Raw genomic sequence first — 18,947 nt, 5'->3', positions numbered from 1 at the left:
TACGCGGACCATGCTGCGGGCTGGGACGAAAGACCCAGGGGCGCCCCGGCGCCGCCCCTATATGTTGTGTCTGTCGTTCTGGGAGGCACAACATGTTGGGTGAAGTTGCAACTATTCCTGTCACCGTCATTAAGCGTGATGGACACCGCGCGGCGTTCGATGCGCAGAAGATTCGCACGGCCATTGGCCTCGCTGTCAATGACTGCGGCCTGGAGGACCAGGACTTCGTGGACGCCATCACCCAGCAGGCGGTAGAGAGCCTCCATGGGGAGGAAATGGACATTCCTGCCATTCAAACGGCGGTGGAAAATGCCCTCATGGCGTCCTCTCACCCGGAGGTGGCTCGTGCCTATATCGAGTACCGGCACGACCGTGATGTGGATCGCGCCCGCGCCATGGACGTGTCCGCCGCTTTGGACAAGCTGATGAGCCGGGATCAGACCGTGGTGCATGAGAACGCGAACAAGGATTCCACCGTTTTCAACACCCAGCGTGACCTGACCGCCGGCTCCGTGGCCCGCGCCTACGCGCTAAAGAACTTGCTTCCGCCGGCTGTGGCCAACGCGCACCTCAAGGGCGACATTCACTTCCATGATCTGGACTACTCTCCGTTCCAGGCCATGACCAATTGCTGCCTCATTGACGTGGCCGGCATGCTTCGGGATGGTTTCCAGATTGGTAACGCGCGCGTGGAGTCCCCGCGGTCTATCAACACAGCTACCGCACAGATTGCCCAGATCATCGCAAATGTGGCCTCCACCCAATATGGCGGGTGCACGGTGGACCGTACCGACGAGGTGCTGGCCCCCTATGCGGAGATCAACTACAGCAAGCACATGAAGGACGCCGAGGAGTGGGTGGAACCCGCCCGCCGTAAGGACTACGCGTGGGCAAAAACCCGCAAGGACATCCACGATGCCATGCAGTCCCTTGAGTATGAGATCAACACGCTTTACTCCTCGAACGGTCAAACCCCCTTCGTCACCCTGGGCTTCGGCATGGGCACCAGCCCGATCGAGCGCGAGATCCAGCGCGCCATCTTCGAGGTACGCATTGCAGGCCTAGGCAAAGACCATCACACGGCCATTTTCCCGAAGCTGGTATTCGGCCTGCGCCGCGGCGTCAACATGGACCCCGAGGATCCGAACTACGACATCAAGCAGCTCGCTCTTGAATGCTCCACCAAGCGCATGTACCCGGACGTGCTCTCCTATGATCGCCTCACCGAAGTTGAGGGTGACTACAAGGCGCCCATGGGCTGCCGCTCCTTCCTGCCAAAATGGGTGGATCCGGAAACGGGCGAGGCCGTGAATGCAGGGCGCAACAACCTCGGCGTCGTCACCCTGAACGTGCCGCGCATCGCCATCGAGGCTCGCGGCAGCCGGGAACGCTTCTGGAAAATCTTCGATGAGCGCATGCAGATCGTCAAGGAAGCGCTGGTATTTCGCGCCCGCCGCTGCGAAGATGCCCACCCCGAGAATGCGCCGATCCTCTACAAGTACGGTGCCTTCGGCAAGCGCGCACCGGAGGGCAGTGAGGACGTCACCCCATTCTTCCGCGATCACCGCGCCACCGTGTCTATTGGCTACATTGGCCTTTATGAGGCGGCCACCTGCTTTTTCGGCCCGGCCTGGGAGCACAACCCGGAGGCGAAAGCATTCACCGTGGATATTGTGCGCAGGCTTTCCGCCTATGCGGATCAGTGGCGCGAGGAATATCCGTACTGGTTCAGCGTGTACGCCACCCCCTCGGAATCGCTCACGGACCGCTTCTGCCGGCTAGACCGGGCAAAGTTCGGTGCCATTCCGGATGTCACGGATAAGGACTACTACACGAACTCCTACCACTATGACGTTCGGAAGAAGGTCACGCCCTTCGAAAAGCTCGATTTCGAGAGCGAATATGAGCCGTACACGAAGGGAGGGTTCATTCACTACTGCGAGTATCCCAAGCTGACGCACAATACCAAGGCGCTTGAGGCCGTGTGGGACTACGCGTATGACAAGATCGCCTACCTTGGCACGAACACCCCGATTGACCACTGCTACAAGTGCGGGTTCCAGGGCGAATTTGAGGCCACCGCGGAGGGTTTCCGCTGCCCCGAATGCGGCAACGATGACCCGGAAACCTGCGATTGCGTCAAGCGCACCTGCGGCTATCTTGGCAACCCCATGAAGCGGCCCATGGTGCACGGACGGCACGTGGAAATTGCCTCGCGTGTCAAGCATATGGACGGACCTACCCGGTAACGCGGTGAAACGCCTGGAGGTAGAAGCCCGGACCGGACGGGCCGTGCCGGACGCCACCGCGGAGGCGATCGCCGCGGACGCGCGGCCGGATCAAACCTCGGTATCAGCGGGCGCGGATGCCGTGCCGGCCGACGCTCCAGACGCGGCCGAGTGGCGGCGCGCCCTGGCCGGCTGGGCTGACACGGATGGACCGCGCCTCACGGAGGTCCAGCGCACCTTCACCCGGCGTGCCGGCATTCGCCAGCCTTCACCGGGCGCGTGGGGACAAAGCCTCACTCAGCGTTTCGTGGCGGACTACAAACCCTTTAATTTCGTGGACGGGGAGGGGGTGCGCTGCTCCCTCTACGTGTCCGGCTGCCCGTTCCGGTGCCCCGGGTGCTACAACAAGGCGGCTCAATCCTTCCGCTACGGTCACCCCTACACGGCGGAACTAGAGGATCGCATCATGGCGGACCTGGCACAAAGCTACGTGCAGGGCCTCACGCTTGTGGGTGGGGAACCGTTCCTTAACACGGATGTATGCCTCGCACTCGCCCGCCGGCTACGCCACGAGTTTGGCTCGCACAAGGATGTATGGGCGTGGTCCGGGTACACGTTCGAGCAACTTCTGGAGGACACAGCGGACAAGCGCGAACTGCTGGGCATGATCGACGTGCTGGTGGACGGGCCGTTTGTGCGCGCTCTCTATGATTCGGACCTGGCCTTCCGCGGCTCGTCGAATCAGCGCATTATTGACGTTCCGGCCTCCCTTGCGGCGGGTGCCGTGCGGCTGTGGAAAAACGGTCAGTACCGCTAACGATGTGACGCCACACACATCGGACCTTTGGGGGCGGCGTTCCCATATCGGCGTCGTATACTCACACCAGTAAGTCCATCAGATAACTGATGAGCAGGTGGTTGGAGAGGGTTTCAACGATGAAATCGCGGCCGTGTGCAGAGGGGTTCCGGTATACCGGAACCTTTGCCGTGCACCGCCGCCTCTCCCTCGATGTAACAATTTTCAATCATCCGCGGTAATTGGTGGTGCGGCGCAACTCGCATAGTTCGGGCAGGGAAGCCCGAGGCGTTCGGCGTCGAACAAAACTTGCGTGTCCGGCCTAGCTGGACCAAGCGTGATTCACGCAAAACCAAGAACCTCACCGATGGGCGGCGTTGCCCCGGTGTACAGAGAAAGAGAATCCATGAAGGAAGCGGTTGTCGCCTCGCCGGGCACAGCGAAGCCCTGGTATAAGAACATTAATCATGATCAATGGAAGTCATTCTGAGCCGCGTTTATCGGCTACTTCCTGGACGGCTTCGATTTCAATATGGCGAACCTGCTGCTGGTGCCCATCGCCGCAGATTTCGGTATCCCGGTCATTCTGTCCGCCACCCTCATCTCCGCTGCCTACTGCACGCGCTGGTTCGGCGGCATGATGTTCGGTGCCATCGGTGATCGCTGGGGTCGCAAGGTATCCATGGTGACCTCGATTCTGCTGTACGCCGTCGGCACGTTCGTGTGCGCGCTGGCGCCGGCCTTCTGGGTGCTATTCGCCGCCCGCCTCTTCATTGGCCTGGGCATGGCCGGTGAATACTCCTCCTCCACCACCTACATTCAGGAGACCTGGCCCAAGCAGTACCGCAACAAGGCGGTGGCCTTCGTGGTGGCCGGCTTCTCCTTCGGTGGTGCGGTAACCGCACAGGTATACAAGCTGGTCGAGTACCTGGTGCAGGGCACCGCGCTTGAGCCGCACGCCTGGCGCATCTTCTTCGCCATCGGCATTCTTCCGGTGATCCTCGCGCTGTGGATGCGGCGCTCCATCTCCGAGGCTGATGACTACGTGTCCATGCGTGCCGCGCAGGAAGAGATCGCTAAGAAGGATCCGAACTACAAGGCGCCGGTGGACATGCTCACCGTGCTTTACCGCAAGAGCCCGCGTCGCGCGATCATCAACCTGGTGTGCACGCTGGTATCCATCGTGATGCTCATCTCCGTGTTCCTCGGCCAGTCGAGCCTCAACGGCTGGGTGATCGGGTTCTTCTGGGTGTTTGTGTTTGCCACCATTATTTCCTTCACCGTTCAGTTCATGAAGCGTCGCTGGCCGCTGGGCATGGCCATCATCTTCCTGGTGCTGTGCTGCAACCTCATCGGTGGCCCGATGCAGGCACTCTGGTCCACGTACCTCACCACTGACCTCAAGGTGGATACGGGCATGATGGCGAACCTCACCTCAGTGTTCTGGATTGGCCAGGTAATTGGCTGCATCGTGGTGGGCTTCCTGGGCGACCGCTGGGGCTCCCGCAAGTCCGCGCTGGTTGGCCTCACCTGCTCTATCGTGGTGTTCGCGCCGGTGTTCATTGTGAACCATGACCGCATGGCCCAGGGTGGCGTGTGGATGCTCATCTTCATCGTGTTCCTGCTGCTTTACGAACTGTTCATCGCCACCAACGCGGTGATGCCGAAGTACCTCGGGTACTACTTCCCGACCTCGGATCGCAACGCGGGCGTTGGCTTCATGCTCAACGTTGGTTCGCTCGGCGGTGCTGTTGCTCCGGTGCTGGTGCTGGCTCTCGAGGCCTCCGTGTTCCAGCCGATGGGTCTGGGACTTGGCTGGACCATCTTCACCATCGTCACGCTATTCACCGTTATCGTGGTGATCTCGCTGGCTGTGAACCTGCCCGCCCGCGTGCTCTCCTGGACGCGGCCCGAGGAAGTACGTGAGCAGGATTGGGCTGACCATGACATCACCAACGTGGCCGAGGAGGTCAAGGCGCAGGCTGCCCGCGCCGCTGCCGAAAACGCGTAGTTAGTTTCCGGTGAAATGTGGGGTCCGTATGGGCCCCACATTTTTATGGGACGACGCCGGAGCTCGCGGTAGTGCGACGTTGCGGTGGGAGTGCCGCAGTTGCTGGGATGTAAAAATGCCCTGCGCGGTTCGGGAACGAACCGCGCAGGGCATTATGCGCGAGAAAACTACTTCAGCGTATCGGCCATATTGCGTACCTGAGTTTCAAAGAAAGCCGGGTTATCCGGAACGGTCGCATGCGAGCCGCCCTCGAAGAAGGCCACCTTCACGTTGGGATTTCCAAGCTCGCGGATCTCTGCGGCGCGCGAGGGACCGAGCAGGCAGTCCGCGCCGTCGGAGGTGACCACGGTAGTGGGAACCGTCAGTCCACCCACCACGTCCTGCCACGGCTCCGCAAAGCTCACCACGCCGGCGATCATGCGCGGGTCAATGTTTTCCTGACCGTATGCCCACGTAATGTGCTGGTTTTGGGTCCAGTGCGGGCGCTTTGCCTGATTCTCGTGGATGGCGCCCTCGATGTTTTCCGCCCATTCCTGTGTGCGCACGCGCGAATCGGGCACGCTGTCAAGGAAGAGCTGCCTTTGCTCATCATCCAGCCAGGCGGGTTCGGCGAGCACCAGGCCGCGCACCAGCTCCGGGTGCTTCCAGGCAATGTAGGACGCAATGGCGCCGCCCATGGAATGGGCCACGAGCAGGGCGGGGCCAAATTTTGCGATCAGTGGTTTCAAGGTGGTGAGGGCGGCCTGGTAGGAGGCGCCGAATACATCCTTGGTGTCCTCGTCCGTCAGGCGAGGAGAGAGGCCGTGTCCCAGCGAGTCCAGTGCCGCAATACGGAAATCTGCCTGGAGTGAGCGGATGGTGTCCGCCCACCAAATGGAACTACCGGAAATACCGTGCAGGAATGCGAGGAATTGATCCCCTTCACCGCACAGAGAGAAATTGAGCATTGTGGCTCCCACGTTTTGAATTTTCCAACCATCGTTGGTTGACGGCCCAATTCTACCGGGCGGGAGCCTGGAATTCTCGCCAAAAGGTGCGATTCGTCTGACAAGTTTGGTGGGGTGGGCGACGCCGCCGTGCACGCGGAGTAATAGGTGCGGCTTGGTGGGGGTGCCGTCCTGCGCCCTACCGAATTCGCTCGGGTGCATGGGCCGGATCGTAGGCCGTGTCCCACCCGGTCTGAGCGGCACACCACTCCACTAGCTCCCGGATCACGCCGGGCTGATACCAGTCCACGGTGCCGTGTTCGGCGCCGGGCAGGATGCGCAGCCGCACGTCCGCGCCAACCTCGAGTCCGGCGGCGTACATGTCCACGGATTGGGCGGGCGGAACCAGTGAATCCTCGCCGCCGTGGAGGAGGTAGAGCGGCGGTTCACCAGCATGAACGTGGTACATCGCCGAGGCCTCCAATGCCGCCCGCAGGGTGTCCTCATTGGTGCGGGGCTCATCGGTACCCTGGAGGAACCCCCGCGCGATCGCGGCGAGGGAGGGCGGCATGGCAGCGAGGGCTGCCGGGAACTGTGCCGCGGGGCCCGCCAGATCAAGGTTGCTTTGAGCGCGTGCAGCGGCGATTAGCTGTTGTGGCGCCAGGTAGGACACCCCGAACAGAGATACGCCGGCGGTAACGCGCGTGTCTGCTGCTGCGATAGTGGCAGGGACAAACCGGTCCGTCCCACTGGTGGTTACCAGGAGCTGGGTAATGAGCCCGCCGGCGCTATCACCCACCGCCACGATACGGTCCGGGTCAATGTAGAGCTCGGCGGCGTGTGCGCGCAGGTAGGCGACGGCAGCCTTCGCGTCCTCCATCAGTGCGGGGAAGGGGTGGGGAACGGTGGAGTACTCCGCGGACGCGGTGACAAAACCGGCCTGCGCCAGGGCCGTGCGCTGCTGTGTGAAATTAAAGAAGTTGGAGCGCATAAAGGAGCCGCCGGTGAAATAGATGATGGCGGGGTGCGGCCCTTTCTCGTTGGGAGCCACGATGTGCATGCGGAGTTGCCGGGGCCAGGACGGGGTGACGAACTGACGGTAGATGACCGTCCCGTAGGAGATTACCTGCCGAACGGTAATATCCTCGCCCCGCACATCGGTGCCGGCCGGATACTCGATTACATGTGCCATGAGGCTCCTCTCGTACGGGGTAATGGTACCGACCCGCCCGATGGGATTGAACGCGATAGGTACCAGCAGCTGCGATGGAACAGCCCCTGTGACGAATTGCGGGCAAACATTATTGCGTAATTTGTGTTCGTAAGACTTCTAGCCTTATTACATGCAGTTGGTAAATCTTCTTGGACGCGGGCCCCTGCCCTACCTGGAGATGGATCATTTCCAGCGGCTTCTTCACAATGAGGTAGCGGCGGGCCGTACGGATGATTCCCTGGTGGTATGGCAGGCGCAACCGGTTTACACGGCGGGGCGCAATACGGAACCGGAGGATATCCCGGATCGCTCGGTACCCGCCGTGAGCGTGGATCGCGGCGGATCCGTGACGTACCACGGTCCAGGTCAGCTGATTATCTATCCGATTGTGCGTGTGCCGGGACAGGTGGATATCGTGGCCTGGATTAAGGCCACGGAGTATGCCCTCATTGACGCTACGGCCACGCTTGGTATCCACACGGAAATCGTGATGCACCGTGTGGGCGTGTGGTACCGCCAGCCAGGGCAGATGGACCGCAAACTATGCGCCATCGGCATGAAGTTTGCCGATCACACGTCCATGCACGGTATGGCCTACAACGTGACCACAAACCTGAGCGCGTTTGGCGCCGTCGTACCCTGCGGCCTGCCGGATGCCGGTGTCACCTCGCTGGAGGAACTAGGCCACACAATGTCTCTTAACGGGGCGGCCCGGCTGCTGGTTCCCCACCTGGTGCGGGCCTACCTTCCCTTTACGGGAGCGGACCAGTCCGTGAGCGAGGCAGCGTCGTACAGCGTGGCGGATGCGGACGCGCTGTGGACGCGCCTCCAAGCAGACCCCGAGGAACTCAAACTCCCACCGCGCACGGGCAGCCTGTGGGTAAGCCGCAACAAGTAAAGGGAAGAAAAGGAGCGAAGATGCCGGTTCCGGAACGCGTAGACCCCTCGAAGCGGAAGCTGTTGCGCGTGGAGAAGCGCAACGCTGAAACACCGATTGAACACGACAAGCCCGCCTGGCTGAAAACCACCATGACGGTGGGCAAGGAGTATCTGGATATGCGTTCGCGCATGAACGGCGCGGACCTGCACACGGTATGCGTGGAGGCGCACTGCCCGAACGTGTACGAGTGCTGGGAGGATCGAGAGGCGTCCTATCTGCTGGGCGGGGACGTGTGCACGCGCCGGTGCGATTTCTGCTTCATTAAAACGGGTAAGCCCACCTCCTATGACACCGATGAGCCGCGGCGCGTGGCTAATTCGGTGAAGCAAATGGGCCTCAACTATGTCACCGTCACGGGCGTGACTCGTGATGATCTACCGGATGGCGCCTCCTGGCTCTACGCCGAAACCTGCCGTCTCATTCATGAGCAGTCGCCCAACACGGGCGTGGAGCTGCTCATTGACGATATGCGCGGTGGGGATGCGGCGCTGCAGCAGGTATTCGATTCGCGCCCCGAGGTGCTTGCGCACAACCTCGAGACGGTGCCGCGCATCTACAAGAAGATTCGCCCGGCTTTCCGCTATGAGCGCTCCCTGGAGCTCATTGAGAAGGCCTCTGAGGCCGGCCTCATCACCAAGTCCAATTTCATTCTGGGCATGGGGGAGACCTTTGATGAGGTGGTGGATTCCATGCAGGATCTACGCGACCACAAGTGCGACATCCTCACCATCACCCAGTACCTGCGCCCCTCCCCGCTTCACCACCCCATCGATCGGTGGGTGAAGCCAGAGGAATTCGTTAAGCTCGCCAAGATTGGCTACGAGATGGGCTTCGCGGGCGTCATGGCCGGGCCGCTGGTGCGTTCCTCCTACCGGTCGGGGTGGCTGTGGGCACGTGCCATGAAGCACAAGGGACTGGAGATTCCGGAGAACCTGCGGGCCATCGGGCAGGCGGCGCGGAATGCCGGGTTTGCTCGGCAGGAGGCTAGCTCCATCCTCGAGCGCGAAGGCAAGAAGCCGGCAAACGCGTAGGCTCTAGTGGGAGAAGAGCGCCGGCAGCGCCTTCCGGTTCACCTTACCGTTGGCGTTGAGCGGTAGGTGGTCGACGACGACGCACGCCTGCGGCAGCTTATAGTTCGCCACGGTACGGGCAGCGTAGGCGCGGAGGGTGCCGAGCGCGGGGGCAGCGGCACCCGGCTGCATGACGGCCACCAGCGCCACCCGCTGCCCCCAGAGCGGATCGTCGATCCCGGTCACGGCGCACGCCGCCATGCCCGGGAATCCGGCCAGCGCTTCCTCAACCTCCTCGGGGCTTACCTTTTCGCCGCCGGTATTGATCTGATTGCCCATGCGCCCATCCGACCAGTACACCCCATCGATGTCCCGGTGGGCGAGATCGCCTGTGCGCAGCCAGCCGTCTATGAAGGAGCTAGCGGTGGTGGCCGGATCGTGCCAGTATCCATTCACCACGCTGGGGCCGCACACCTGGACCTCACCGGCGTCGGAGGGCTGACCGGAGTCCGGATCCACGAGACGCACCTGAACGAAGGGGAACGGAATTCCCAGGGCGCCGCGCTTCGAGGCTGGAAACGAGGGCGGAAGCAGGGCGATGCTTGAGGACGTCTCCGTCATGCCATACACGTTGATCGGATGAAAACCCCGTTCGGTGAGCGCAGCGAGCAGGCGGGGGTGTACGGCGGCCCCGCCTACCAGCGGGAGACGGAAGGCAGGAAGGTACGCGGCGGTGAAGTCCGGGCGAGCCAGCAGCGCTTCGTACATGGTGGGGACAGCAAACATGATCGCTGCACGTGAGCGTGCCAACTGGTCCACCACCACGCCGGCATCAAAATCGCGAACCACTACTACGCAACCGCCGTGGGCAAAGATGTCGAGCGTGGTGCCATTGAGGCCACCAATGTGAGAGAGCGGTGCGGTCACCAGCTCGGTGTCCGCCGGCGAATAGTGGAACCCCCAGCGCAGGTTTTGCGAGCCCCACCACAGTTGTTCATGCGTGAGTAACGCAGCTTTCGGCGTGCCGGCCGATCCCGAGGTGAGTAGCAGAGCAGCGTCCCCATGCGTAAATGCGGGCGCCCCATCCGGTGCATCGCCCGCCACCTGCAGGGCGCCCGGGTAATGCGCCACGCCGAGTGTGCGCCAGCCCGCCTTCGTTGCGCGGGCGAACGGTGTGGCGCCGGGTAAGGATGTGACGCCGGGTAAGGGCACCGTGTGGTCCAAGGGCGCGGAGTGGTCGAAGGGCGCGGAGCGGTCGGAAAAATGCTCCAGTACAAAACCGGCGGGAGAAAGGAGATGCGCCGATGCGGGATCGGCAATGACCACGCGCGGGGCGAGGAAGGCGCGGAGGCGGGCCAGTTCGGGCGCCGTGTAGCGGTAGGAAATCGGGGTAAAGATAGCGCCGAGGCGTGCGCATGCCACATGGAGGAGCAGGTGAGCGGGGGAATTGTGCGCTACCAGCATGACGCGGTCCCCGGCCCGGACGCCGGCGGCCACGAGTGCTTCGGCCGCCTGGCGGGTGAGGCGAGCCGATTCGGCCACCGTGAGCACAGCGCCCTCGAAACGGATGGAGGGGCGGTCCGGATGTGCAATAGCCGCTAGGTCCAATGTTTCCGCGGGATTCACGCGTGCTTCTCCGAGGTTTTGCGGTGGTGGCGTTATCACGAATGCCAGTGTAGGCGGCGGAATAGTCCAGCCGATGCCGACAACACCTCACCAGCAGTGTCGCCGTGTGCCACCGGGAATGTGTGCCACCGGGAATGATTGGAGAGCACGTGCGTTTTACCCATCCAGAATCCGTCGGCCAATGAGAGAATGAGAGGTCGACGGCCATCGACGGTCAAGGAGGAGAAAAACATGACGGTACACGCAACGCGTACGGGCAAGGGCACCTACATCGGGCGAAACGAAAACGGCGCTTCAGTACGGATCGGTCACGGCGAGGGCGAGTTCACGCCGGGCGAATTGCTCCAGTTAGCCCTCGGAGCCTGCCAGGCGCTCTCCGCGGATCACAATCTCAGCCACTTCCTCTCTGATTCCTTCGCCGCGGAACTAACGGTGCAGGAGGACAAGAATGCCGCGGAAAATCGCTATGACGCACTCGCGATCACGCTGGACGTGAACCGGGGGCAGCTGCCGGAGGATCGCCAGGAGAAGTTGGAGCATCGCGTGGCGCATGCAATTGAACGGCAGTGCACCGTGGGCCGCACCCTTGATCACGGCGTGGAGCACACCTTCACCCTCAAGTAGCTCCGCGTCCCAGCGGCCTGTTTCACGTGCGCTCAGCGTCACGTGCGTGGCCGGTGTTCACGGAACGAACGCCCCAGGTTTAGCCCAGGGGTACCGGGTAGGCTCAAATCGATCGCGGACGAATTCGATTGAAAGAGGGAATTGATGAGCACACCAACCGAGCGCCTCGTAGAAGAGGGAGTGAGCATCTGGCTCGATGACCTCTCGCGGGATCTCATCACGTCGGGTGGCCTCGCCGCCTACATTTCGGACCGCAACGTGTCCGGTGTTACCACGAACCCCACCATTTTTGCCAAGGCGCTTTCGGACGGCACGGCCTACGCGGAGCAGGCCGCCCAGGTTATCGCGAGCGGCGCCAAGGGGGACGCGGCTGCATTTGCGTTTATTACGGAGGACGTGCGGAACGCGGCGGACGTATTCAAGCCCATCTTCGATGCCACGAATGGCAAGGATGGCCGCGTGTCCATTGAGGTCTCCCCGGAGCTCGCGCATGACACTGACGCGACGGCTTCGCAGGCGCACGAGCTGTGGAATCAGGTGGATAAGGAGAACATCCTTATCAAGATTCCGGCTACAAAAGAAGGCCTCCCGGCCATCACACAGGCAATTTCCGAGGGTATTTCCGTCAACGTGACGCTCATTTTCTCCCTGGAGCGCTACGCGGAGGTAATCGACGCCTACCTTTCCGGTCTGGAGAAGGCTCAGGGCTACGGCGTGGATATCTCTAAGATTCACTCCGTTGCCTCCTTCTTTGTGTCCCGCGTGGACACGGAGGTGGATAAGCGTCTCGAGGCGATCGGTACGCCAGAAGCGCTGGAGCTGCGCGGCAAGGCGGGTGTGGCCAATGCGCGCCTCGCCTACGAGCTTTACCAGCAGCAGTTCGCCACGGACCGCGCAAAGGCGCTGCTTGCCGCGGGCGCGAACCTGCAGCGGCCGCTGTGGGCATCGACGGGCGTGAAGAACCCGGCCTACCCGGACACCATGTATGTCACGGATCTGGTGGCTCCCGGCACGGTCAACACCATGCCCGGCAAGACCCTCGAAGCCACCTTCGATCACGCCCCGGTGGACGGCGATCAGGTGACTCCGCACTTTGCCGACGCGCACGCCGTGTTTGACGGCCTGGAGAAGGTGGGCATTGATTTCGCCGACGTCACCGACCAGCTCGAGCGCGAGGGTGTGGACAAGTTCATCGTGTCCTGGCATGAGCTGCAGGAGTCTGTGGCCAAGGCCATTGGGCAGGACTAGTAGCCGGCTGGCTTGAGAGTGCGGCGTCCTATGTGGGCGCCGCATTTTTGTGCCGCGCCTTTGGGTCGCGATGCCGGTCGGGTCACGTTCGACGCCATTCGGGCGGCAGTTGCACCTCGGCTTCTGCACAGGGGACGTGGCCGGTAGGGTGGCGTGCATCATGACAACTCTGGTGGCAATTTCTGGCGGTCTTTCTCAGCACTCCGAGGCGGCACACCTGGCACGAGCTCTCGGTGAGCGGGCGGCGCATTATCTTGATGCCGAACTGCACCTTCTCAGCCTCGGCGCCACGGCGGAGGCGACGGCCCGCGCCCTCGCGACGGGACAAACTAGCGCCGAGCTGGAGGAGCAATTTGACGCGCTGGACGCGGCCGCGGCCATCGTGGCGGTGGCGCCCATCTACAATGCGCAGCCCTCGGGCATTTTCACCACCTTCATGGATCTGGTGCCGAAGGAAACCCTGCAGGGTAAGCCGGTGGGCCTGGGCGCCACGGGCGGATCGCTGCGCCATGCACTGGTGCTGGAAAGCGCCCTGCGCCCCATGTTCACCTTCCTGCGTGCCTCGCTCGCCACCACGGCGATCTATGCCACTCGCGCGGATTGGGGTGGGGAGCCGGGTGCCTTTGTGGGGCGGGCTGGGCATCGGCTGGAGCTTCGTATTGACCGGGAAGCGCGCGAACTAGCGGAATTAGTCGCGGTGACTCAGGGGCGGGCTAGCGGCGGCTGGCTGGCCGGTGCGCCCGAGGAATATCTGGAGGGCGAGGACTACGCAGCCCCCGTACCACCCGCGGCGGGCGGGGCGGAGGCGGCTAGACGGAAGCTATTCGGTGCCTGAGCCAGTACCGCCCAGTGTGCCAACCCGCCTAATGTTCCAACCCGGTTAGTGCGCCAGCCAGGGCGCAGGGATAGTCAAGTGCGCATCGGGTTGATCGGCTAGTAGGTGACTCGGAAGCTTGACGCCCTCGCGTGCTCGCACCTCATACCGATACCGGAAGCCGGCGGTGGACACGTTCCATTCCGTTCCCTCGGGGTAGGCGGTCACCCGGTGCCAACGTGCATCCAGCTCGGGGGCGAATACGTCTGCGTCCACATCGGCGTCGATCAGGGTGCGCACCACCACGTCCGCAATGGGCTGTGTTTCCGTGTAAATACCGGCCCCGCCGCCGGCCCACGCCAGGTCTGTACCCGTGGACATGGCCAGTTCTAGGGCCTCGGGGAAGGAATGCACCACCGTGGCGCCCGGCGCCTCGAAATCCTGCTGGCTCGTGATGACGATATTGAGTGAGCCGGGCAGCGGCCTGGCGCGCATGGACTGCCAGGAGCGTCGTCCCATAAAAATGGGCCGCCCTTTCACGGTCTCCATGAAGAAACGGTGATCCTCCGGGATGCTCCAGGGAAGCCGAAGTCCCTTGGCGATCGCGTGATCGTGTGCCTCCGCCCAAATCATTCCGATGAGCATGCGTCCTCCTTGCTGAGCTCTCCAGTAGAACCTATCGCCCCGGCCGCCCGATTACCGGGCCAAAGCCGGCTCTATACGGCCACCGGCGCCGAAATCTTCTCTCCATGCTGGTATCCGGTGGAGGCGTCAATGTCATCCATCTGGTAATCGAAGATGGAGGGCGCCCTGTGCAGCTTGAGCGTGGGGAAGGGGAATACCTCGCGGGAAAGCTGGGTTTTCACCTGCTCGATGTGGTTGAGATAGATGTGGCAGTCCCCGCCGGTCCAGATGAATTCGCCCGGTTCCAGGCCTGCCTGCTGGGCCACCATGTGCGTGAGGAGCGCGTAGGAGGCGATGTTGAACGGCACGCCCAGGAACATGTCCGCGCTGCGCTGGTACAGCTGGCAGGAGAGCTTGCCATCCGCCACATAGAACTGGAAGAGCACGTGGCAGGGCATGAGCGCCATCTTGTCCAGCTCGGCTACGTTCCACGCGGACACGAGGATCCGTCGCGAATCCGGAGTTTCCTTCAGCTGCTCCACTACCTTTGCGATCTGGTCGATGTGCTCACCGTTCGGGGTGGGCCAGCTGCGCCACTGGTACCCGTACACCGGTCCGAGGTTGCCGTCCGCATCCGCCCACTCGTCCCAAATGGAGATGCCGTGCTCCTTCAGCCAACCGATATTTGTATCGCCCGAAAGGAACCACAGCAGTTCGCCCTTGACGGATTTCATGGGCACGAACTTGGTGGTGATGCGCGGGAAACCGTCCGCCAGGTTGTAGCGCAGCTGGCGCCCAAACACGGAGAGCGTGCCGGTGCCCGTGCGGTCGCCCTTACGCGCCCCGTTGTCCAGGATGTCCTGGAAAAGATCCTCGTACTGCCGGTTGATCGTCATGCTCCGCATCCTACCGGTGCGGTCCGACGCCGAACGCTCACGGTGACTGCCCGGGCCCGGTGGTGCGACGTCGAGCGGGGGCGAGTACTTGCGGAGCGCCGGCGTCGTGCCGTGGGCGGGGCAGCGCGGCACCTGTGCACGACGTGTTAGCTCCGGGAGGAAGAGAGATAGGCGAGGATGGCGCGCACGCGGCGGTTCTCCTCGTCGGGGGTGAGCCCCAGTTTGGAGAAGATGGCCGCAATGTGCTTGGACACGGCCGCGGGGGAGAGTACGAGTTTCTCCGCGATCTGTGAGTTCGAATCGCCTTCCGCCATGAGCTGAAGCACCTCAAGTTCGCGGCGCGTGAGGTCACCGAGTCCCGAGCGAGAGGTGCGCATCATCGCGCGGGTCACATCCGGGTCGATGACCACGCCGCCGCCGGCCACCACGTGGAGGGCGCGGATAAAATCAACCACCTGGGCCACGCGGTCTTTGAGCAGGTAGCCGGTGCCACCCGGGCCCGAATCCTGCTCAAAGAGGCGTTCGGCGTAGAGCGGGGAGACATACTGGGAGAGCACCATAACGCCCAGCCGTGGGAATTCACCGCGGAGGCTGACCGCGGCCTCGAGGCCGTCGTTGGCCATGCCGGGCGGCATGCGCACGTCCGTTACCAGGATGTCCACGGTTTCGCCCCGCTCGAAAAGTGCCCGGACGGTGCCCACGGTGGTGTCCGCGCGTGACTCCTGGGCCACCACGCGGAAGCCGCGCCGCTCGAGGATCGAGGCGAGGCCTTCGCGCACGATCGCGGAATCGTCGGCCAGGACGATAGACGGTCCGGTCTGCTCGCTACTCACGGGAACTCCCTTCCTCGGTGCCTGTGTCGCCCGCGCGGCCGCCTCCCACACCGGCGCCGCCTTCCTCGCCGATCCCCGTTTCGCCGCGCCGCAGCAACAGCGGAATCGCCGCGCGTACCTGCGTGGGGCCGCCCGGCGGAGAGATCACCTCCATGGTGCCACCCACGGCGGCGAGCCGTTCGCGCATGCCCGCTAGTCCGTGACCGGGGACGATCTGGGCCCCGCCCGGCCCAGAGTCCACCACGCTAATAATGAGCGTCTCATCGGCCACCACCAGCACGGTGACATCCGCATTCGGGGCGTACTTGGCCGCATTTGTGATGCTCTCCGAGGCGAAAAAGTAGGCGACGGCCAGCACGCCCTCGGAAAGGCGTGGAATTGGGTTGGGCGCCACCACGCGCACCCGGTTGGTCGCCTCGGTCGCCACGTCCTGAAGGGCTGCCACCAGGCCCTGCTCCTCGAGCACGTGCGGATGGATACCGCGCACGGTCTCCCGCAGCGAGCGCAGGCCACGGCTGACGGCATCCTGGGCGCGTGCCACCGCGTCTCGCACCTCCGGGTCCGCTTCCACCTGCGGCAGAGTCTGGAGCTCACCCAGCTGCATCATGGCCGCCACTAGGTACTGCTGGGAACCGTCGTGGAGGTTGCGCTCAATGCGCCGCCGCTCGATCTCGAAGGCGTGGGCGATGGCCCGGCGTGACTCGGTGAGCTCCGCGATTTTGCGGGCGGCCGCCTCCTCGTGAGTGCCGGTGGCCGCCTGCTCGGGCTGCGCCCGGTGGTGCCAGTGGATGTGACTCATATTCCTACCCTAGGTGGCCTGGTCCGGCCGGTGGGCCCAGGTACGACGCCGTATGCGCCGCGAGTAAGTTTATAGCGGCGAGGATTAGGTAGACCTGGCTCTACCTTCGCGTAGACCTGGGTCCACTCGGGATTGACTAGGTGGCACGCTGTTGGCAGACCCCGAAATTTCGTGAAATAAAGCCATGGACAAACCACTACTCGAAACCACGGATATCACGCTCAGCTTCGGGGCCACCCGGGCCCTCGCCGGCATCACGCTTCAGGTGGCGGCGGGGGAAACGGTGGCCATCATGGGGCCCTCCGGCTCCGGGAAATCCACTCTCCTCAACTGCCTTTCCGGCGTGCTGGTGCCGGATACGGGCACGGTATATATGCATGGCCAGCCAATATCGCGGTTCAGCGACAAGGACCGCTCCCATCTCCGCCTTAATCGTTTCGGCTTCGTGTTCCAGGATGGCCAGCTCATCCCAGAACTCCCCGCCCGCGAAAACGTGGCTCTCCCGCTCATGCTCACGGGTACCCCGCGTTCCACCGCATTTCTCACGGCGGACGGCACGCTTGGTCGCCTCGGCATTGGCGATCTTGCCGGCCGTCTGCCCGGTAACATGTCCGGCGGTCAGGCGCAGCGTGTGGCTATCGCCCGTGCGCTCGCGGGAAATCCCGAGGTCATTTTTGCGGACGAACCGACCGGCGCCCTCGACCAGGCGTCGGGCCACGAGGTGATTCAGCTCCTCACCACCACCGTGCGCATGACGGGTGCGGCGCTCGTGCTCGTTACCCATGATGTCAACGTGGCCCGGTGGTGCTCGCGGATCATTGAAATTCGCGACGGTATTGTGCACTCGGACCGCCGCCTTGACGTGAAGGAGGCTCTCTAATGACCACCACGACGCAGGCAGGAGTGATGGAGGCGCGGCGGCGTCGTCCCGAAAGGGCGGGGGTCACCGGACTGTGGTCTATCACCTGGCACCTTATTCGCGCCCGTTTCACCTCAAAGCAGGGCGGTGCGTTCCTGTTCGCCGGTGCAATTCTGTCCGCGCTCATCACGAGTGCGCTCACGCTCACGGTGGCCGGTGGCACCTACATGTTCTATACGCGCTGGCAGCATCCCCGCGGTCTGCACGCCCAGATCATGGCGGGGGATCCGCAGTTCGAGATGATGCTGCGCATCTACATCATTCTTGCGCTGGTGGCGTGCGTGATTCTGGCGCCCCTAGCCGCGCGGCTCACGGCGAATGCGACGGTGCTGGGTGGCAAGGGACGCGAGCAACGCCTGGCCTCGCTCCGTCTCCTCGGTCTCTCCAGCGGGGACGTGCGCCACATGACGCTCATTGAGGCGCTTATTCAGTCGATCGTTGGTGTGCTACTGGGTACGGCGGTGTACTTTGCCACTCTGCCCGCGTGGAGCCGCCTCAGCATGGAGGCGATGCCCATTGAGCCCCGCGAGATGGTGCTGCCCTGGTGGCTCATTGTTTTGCTCGACGCCGTCCTGGTTGTGATCTCCGTGGCCGCGGCAGGCGTGGGGGTTCATAAGCTGCGTGTCTCGCCGCTGGGCGTGGCCCACGGGTCTCGCGTCAAGCGCGTGTCCGGGTGGGTTGGCCTTGCCGGCGTTGCGGTCATCATTGGCACCGTTGTGGTCTATTCGGCCGCGGTAACGCACGTGCACTACGCCCAGGTCGCGTACGTCCTGATTGGCCTGGTGGTAGGCCTTGTTGTCGGATTCTCGCTGTTCATGACATGGGTGTTTTCCGCGCTATCCGGCCTCGGCTCCCACCTTGGTGGAGCCAGCGTGATGCTCGCATCCCGTCGCGTGCAGGCTGATGCGCGCAGCGTATGGCGGCGGGTGGGCCCCATGGCCTTCCTGGCATTCATTGCCGGCTGGATGTCCTTCTTCCCGATCACCACCAACGCCAGTGGCGCGAACGCACAGGAGTCATACTTTATGCGTCACTCCGCGATGGATATCCAAAACGGTGTGCTGCTTACGCTGGCCATTGGCCTGGTGCTGGCGGCCACGGGCACGCTCATGTCCCAGGCGGCGGATGTGTTTGACCGCGCCACGGAAACGCGCAGCCTACTGAAAATGGGGGTGCAGCCCGGATTCGCCGCACGGGTGGCATGGCTGGAAACCCTCATTCCCCTGGTGCTCTCCCTGCTGGTGGGCGTGGGCCTGGGATTCGCGGGTGGTTACCCCTCCTACAGGGCAGCGGCGGATACATTTGAGCAGTTGCACCCAACGCCGCAGGAACCAATCATCATTTTGGCCATTGGTCTGGTACTTACCATGCTGGCGCTGTGGGCCTCGAACCCCCTGCGACGCCGGGTGGCACGCCTGCAGCGCCGCCGCAACGATTAGC

At 63.2% G+C, this 18,947-nt stretch carries 17 protein-coding genes; 10 read left to right on the top strand and 7 right to left on the bottom strand.

Features of this window, described 5'->3' with window-relative positions; translation table 11 throughout:
• The first annotated feature begins 92 nt into the window (after nt 1–92).
• The 3 genes from nrdD (at nt 93) to EIH27_RS04890 (ending at nt 5,035) form a co-directional block, all read left to right on the top strand.
• Nucleotides 93–2,249 (top strand): anaerobic ribonucleoside-triphosphate reductase, encoded by a 2,157-nt coding sequence (gene nrdD, locus EIH27_RS04900; protein ID WP_124039807.1) that lies wholly within the window; start codon nt 93–95, stop codon nt 2,247–2,249.
• A complete protein-coding gene (nrdG, locus tag EIH27_RS04895; protein WP_241152971.1) occupies nt 2,218–3,045 on the top strand; it encodes an anaerobic ribonucleoside-triphosphate reductase activating protein in 828 nt (275 codons plus the stop codon). Before nrdD ends, nrdG begins: the two co-directional genes overlap by 32 nt.
• Before the next feature lie 478 nt (nt 3,046–3,523).
• Complete coding sequence (locus EIH27_RS04890) at nt 3,524–5,035, top strand: MFS transporter (protein ID WP_277424096.1); 1,512 nt, start codon at nt 3,524–3,526, stop codon at nt 5,033–5,035.
• A 167-nt stretch (nt 5,036–5,202) separates the two neighbouring features.
• Here EIH27_RS04890 and EIH27_RS04885 read toward each other — a convergent pair whose 3' ends face one another.
• Nucleotides 5,203–5,982: an alpha/beta fold hydrolase gene (locus tag EIH27_RS04885; RefSeq protein ID WP_164461601.1), complete on the bottom strand. Its 780-nt coding sequence runs from the start codon at nt 5,980–5,982 to the stop codon at nt 5,203–5,205.
• A gap of 178 nt (nt 5,983–6,160) precedes the next feature.
• The gene (locus EIH27_RS04880) at nt 6,161–7,153 is read right to left on the bottom strand and encodes an alpha/beta hydrolase (RefSeq protein ID WP_124039805.1); all 993 of its coding nucleotides are present in this window, start codon (nt 7,151–7,153) and stop codon (nt 6,161–6,163) included.
• 151 nt (nt 7,154–7,304) lie between these two features.
• Between EIH27_RS04880 and lipB the strand changes: the two genes are divergently transcribed.
• Together lipB and lipA are read left to right on the top strand one after the other, a co-directional pair.
• Nucleotides 7,305–8,072, top strand: a complete 768-nt coding sequence (gene lipB / locus EIH27_RS04875; protein WP_124039804.1) for a lipoyl(octanoyl) transferase LipB — start codon at nt 7,305–7,307, stop codon at nt 8,070–8,072.
• A 20-nt stretch (nt 8,073–8,092) separates the two neighbouring features.
• Entirely contained in the window at nt 8,093–9,145 is a 1,053-nt protein-coding gene (gene lipA, locus EIH27_RS04870; RefSeq protein ID WP_124039803.1) for a lipoyl synthase, read from the top strand.
• 3 nt (nt 9,146–9,148) lie between these two features.
• Here lipA and EIH27_RS04865 read toward each other — a convergent pair whose 3' ends face one another.
• Nucleotides 9,149–10,789 (bottom strand): class I adenylate-forming enzyme family protein, encoded by a 1,641-nt coding sequence (locus tag EIH27_RS04865; protein WP_124039802.1) that lies wholly within the window; start codon nt 10,787–10,789, stop codon nt 9,149–9,151.
• A gap of 192 nt (nt 10,790–10,981) precedes the next feature.
• On the opposite strand from EIH27_RS04865, the gene EIH27_RS04860 reads away from it, so the two are divergent.
• The 3 genes from EIH27_RS04860 to EIH27_RS04850 all read left to right on the top strand — a co-directional run bounded on the left by EIH27_RS04860 (nt 10,982) and on the right by EIH27_RS04850 (nt 13,457).
• A complete protein-coding gene (locus EIH27_RS04860) occupies nt 10,982–11,374 on the top strand; it encodes an OsmC family protein (RefSeq protein ID WP_164461600.1) in 393 nt (130 codons plus the stop codon).
• Between the two features lie 144 nt (nt 11,375–11,518).
• Nucleotides 11,519–12,622 (top strand): transaldolase, encoded by a 1,104-nt coding sequence (tal, locus tag EIH27_RS04855; RefSeq protein WP_124039800.1) that lies wholly within the window; start codon nt 11,519–11,521, stop codon nt 12,620–12,622.
• Nucleotides 12,623–12,782: 160 nt separating this feature from the next.
• Nucleotides 12,783–13,457, top strand: coding sequence for an NAD(P)H-dependent oxidoreductase (locus tag EIH27_RS04850; protein ID WP_164461599.1), 675 nt, complete (start codon nt 12,783–12,785; stop codon nt 13,455–13,457).
• Between the two features lie 45 nt (nt 13,458–13,502).
• Here the strand turns inward: EIH27_RS04850 and EIH27_RS04845 are convergent, their stop codons facing one another.
• The 4 genes from EIH27_RS04845 to EIH27_RS04830 form a co-directional block, all read right to left on the bottom strand.
• Nucleotides 13,503–14,081 carry a dihydrofolate reductase gene (locus EIH27_RS04845; RefSeq protein WP_124039798.1) on the bottom strand — a complete coding sequence of 193 codons (579 nt, stop codon included), beginning with the start codon at nt 14,079–14,081 and terminating at the stop codon, nt 13,503–13,505.
• A gap of 71 nt (nt 14,082–14,152) precedes the next feature.
• Nucleotides 14,153–14,965 carry a thymidylate synthase gene (locus tag EIH27_RS04840; protein WP_420892138.1) on the bottom strand — a complete coding sequence of 271 codons (813 nt, stop codon included), beginning with the start codon at nt 14,963–14,965 and terminating at the stop codon, nt 14,153–14,155.
• 137 nt (nt 14,966–15,102) lie between these two features.
• Nucleotides 15,103–15,789, bottom strand: coding sequence for a response regulator transcription factor (locus EIH27_RS04835; RefSeq protein WP_124039796.1), 687 nt, complete (start codon nt 15,787–15,789; stop codon nt 15,103–15,105).
• Complete coding sequence (locus EIH27_RS04830; protein WP_124039795.1) at nt 15,782–16,588, bottom strand: sensor histidine kinase; 807 nt, start codon at nt 16,586–16,588, stop codon at nt 15,782–15,784. Before EIH27_RS04830 ends, EIH27_RS04835 begins: the two co-directional genes overlap by 8 nt.
• Before the next feature lie 184 nt (nt 16,589–16,772).
• Between EIH27_RS04830 and EIH27_RS04825 the strand changes: the two genes are divergently transcribed.
• Nucleotides 16,773–17,468 (top strand): ABC transporter ATP-binding protein, encoded by a 696-nt coding sequence (locus EIH27_RS04825; RefSeq protein WP_124039794.1) that lies wholly within the window; start codon nt 16,773–16,775, stop codon nt 17,466–17,468.
• Entirely contained in the window at nt 17,468–18,946 is a 1,479-nt protein-coding gene (locus tag EIH27_RS04820; protein ID WP_124039793.1) for an FtsX-like permease family protein, read from the top strand. Before EIH27_RS04825 ends, EIH27_RS04820 begins: the two co-directional genes overlap by 1 nt.
• Nucleotide 18,947: the final 1 nt, after the last annotated feature.

Origin of the sequence: Neoactinobaculum massilliense (assembly GCF_900604955.1) — a bacterium.
GTDB classification, from domain to species: domain Bacteria; phylum Actinomycetota; class Actinomycetes; order Actinomycetales; family Actinomycetaceae; genus Neoactinobaculum; species Neoactinobaculum massilliense.
Note: the sequence above shows the minus strand (reverse complement) of the source record. Positions and strands in the feature narration are given on the sequence as shown.

Excerpts from the sequence above, each read along its gene's own strand:
- EIH27_RS04880 (WP_124039805.1), bottom strand. The coding sequence starts at position 7,153 with ATGGCACATGTAATCGAGTATCCGGCCGGCACCGATGTGCGGGGCGAG.
- lipB (WP_124039804.1), top strand. The coding sequence starts at position 7,305 with ATGCAGTTGGTAAATCTTCTTGGACGCGGGCCCCTGCCCTACCTGGAG.
- EIH27_RS04845 (WP_124039798.1), bottom strand. The coding sequence starts at position 14,081 with ATGCTCATCGGAATGATTTGGGCGGAGGCACACGATCACGCGATCGCC.
- EIH27_RS04885 (WP_164461601.1), bottom strand. The coding sequence starts at position 5,982 with ATGCTCAATTTCTCTCTGTGCGGTGAAGGGGATCAATTCCTCGCATTC.
- nrdD (WP_124039807.1), top strand. The coding sequence starts at position 93 with ATGTTGGGTGAAGTTGCAACTATTCCTGTCACCGTCATTAAGCGTGAT.
- EIH27_RS04850 (WP_164461599.1), top strand. The coding sequence starts at position 12,783 with ATGACAACTCTGGTGGCAATTTCTGGCGGTCTTTCTCAGCACTCCGAG.
- lipA (WP_124039803.1), top strand. The coding sequence starts at position 8,093 with ATGCCGGTTCCGGAACGCGTAGACCCCTCGAAGCGGAAGCTGTTGCGC.
- tal (WP_124039800.1), top strand. The coding sequence starts at position 11,519 with ATGAGCACACCAACCGAGCGCCTCGTAGAAGAGGGAGTGAGCATCTGG.
- EIH27_RS04860 (WP_164461600.1), top strand. The coding sequence starts at position 10,982 with ATGACGGTACACGCAACGCGTACGGGCAAGGGCACCTACATCGGGCGA.
- EIH27_RS04830 (WP_124039795.1), bottom strand. The coding sequence starts at position 16,588 with ATGAGTCACATCCACTGGCACCACCGGGCGCAGCCCGAGCAGGCGGCC.
- EIH27_RS04840 (WP_420892138.1), bottom strand. The coding sequence starts at position 14,965 with ATGCGGAGCATGACGATCAACCGGCAGTACGAGGATCTTTTCCAGGAC.
- EIH27_RS04825 (WP_124039794.1), top strand. The coding sequence starts at position 16,773 with ATGGACAAACCACTACTCGAAACCACGGATATCACGCTCAGCTTCGGG.
- EIH27_RS04820 (WP_124039793.1), top strand. The coding sequence starts at position 17,468 with ATGACCACCACGACGCAGGCAGGAGTGATGGAGGCGCGGCGGCGTCGT.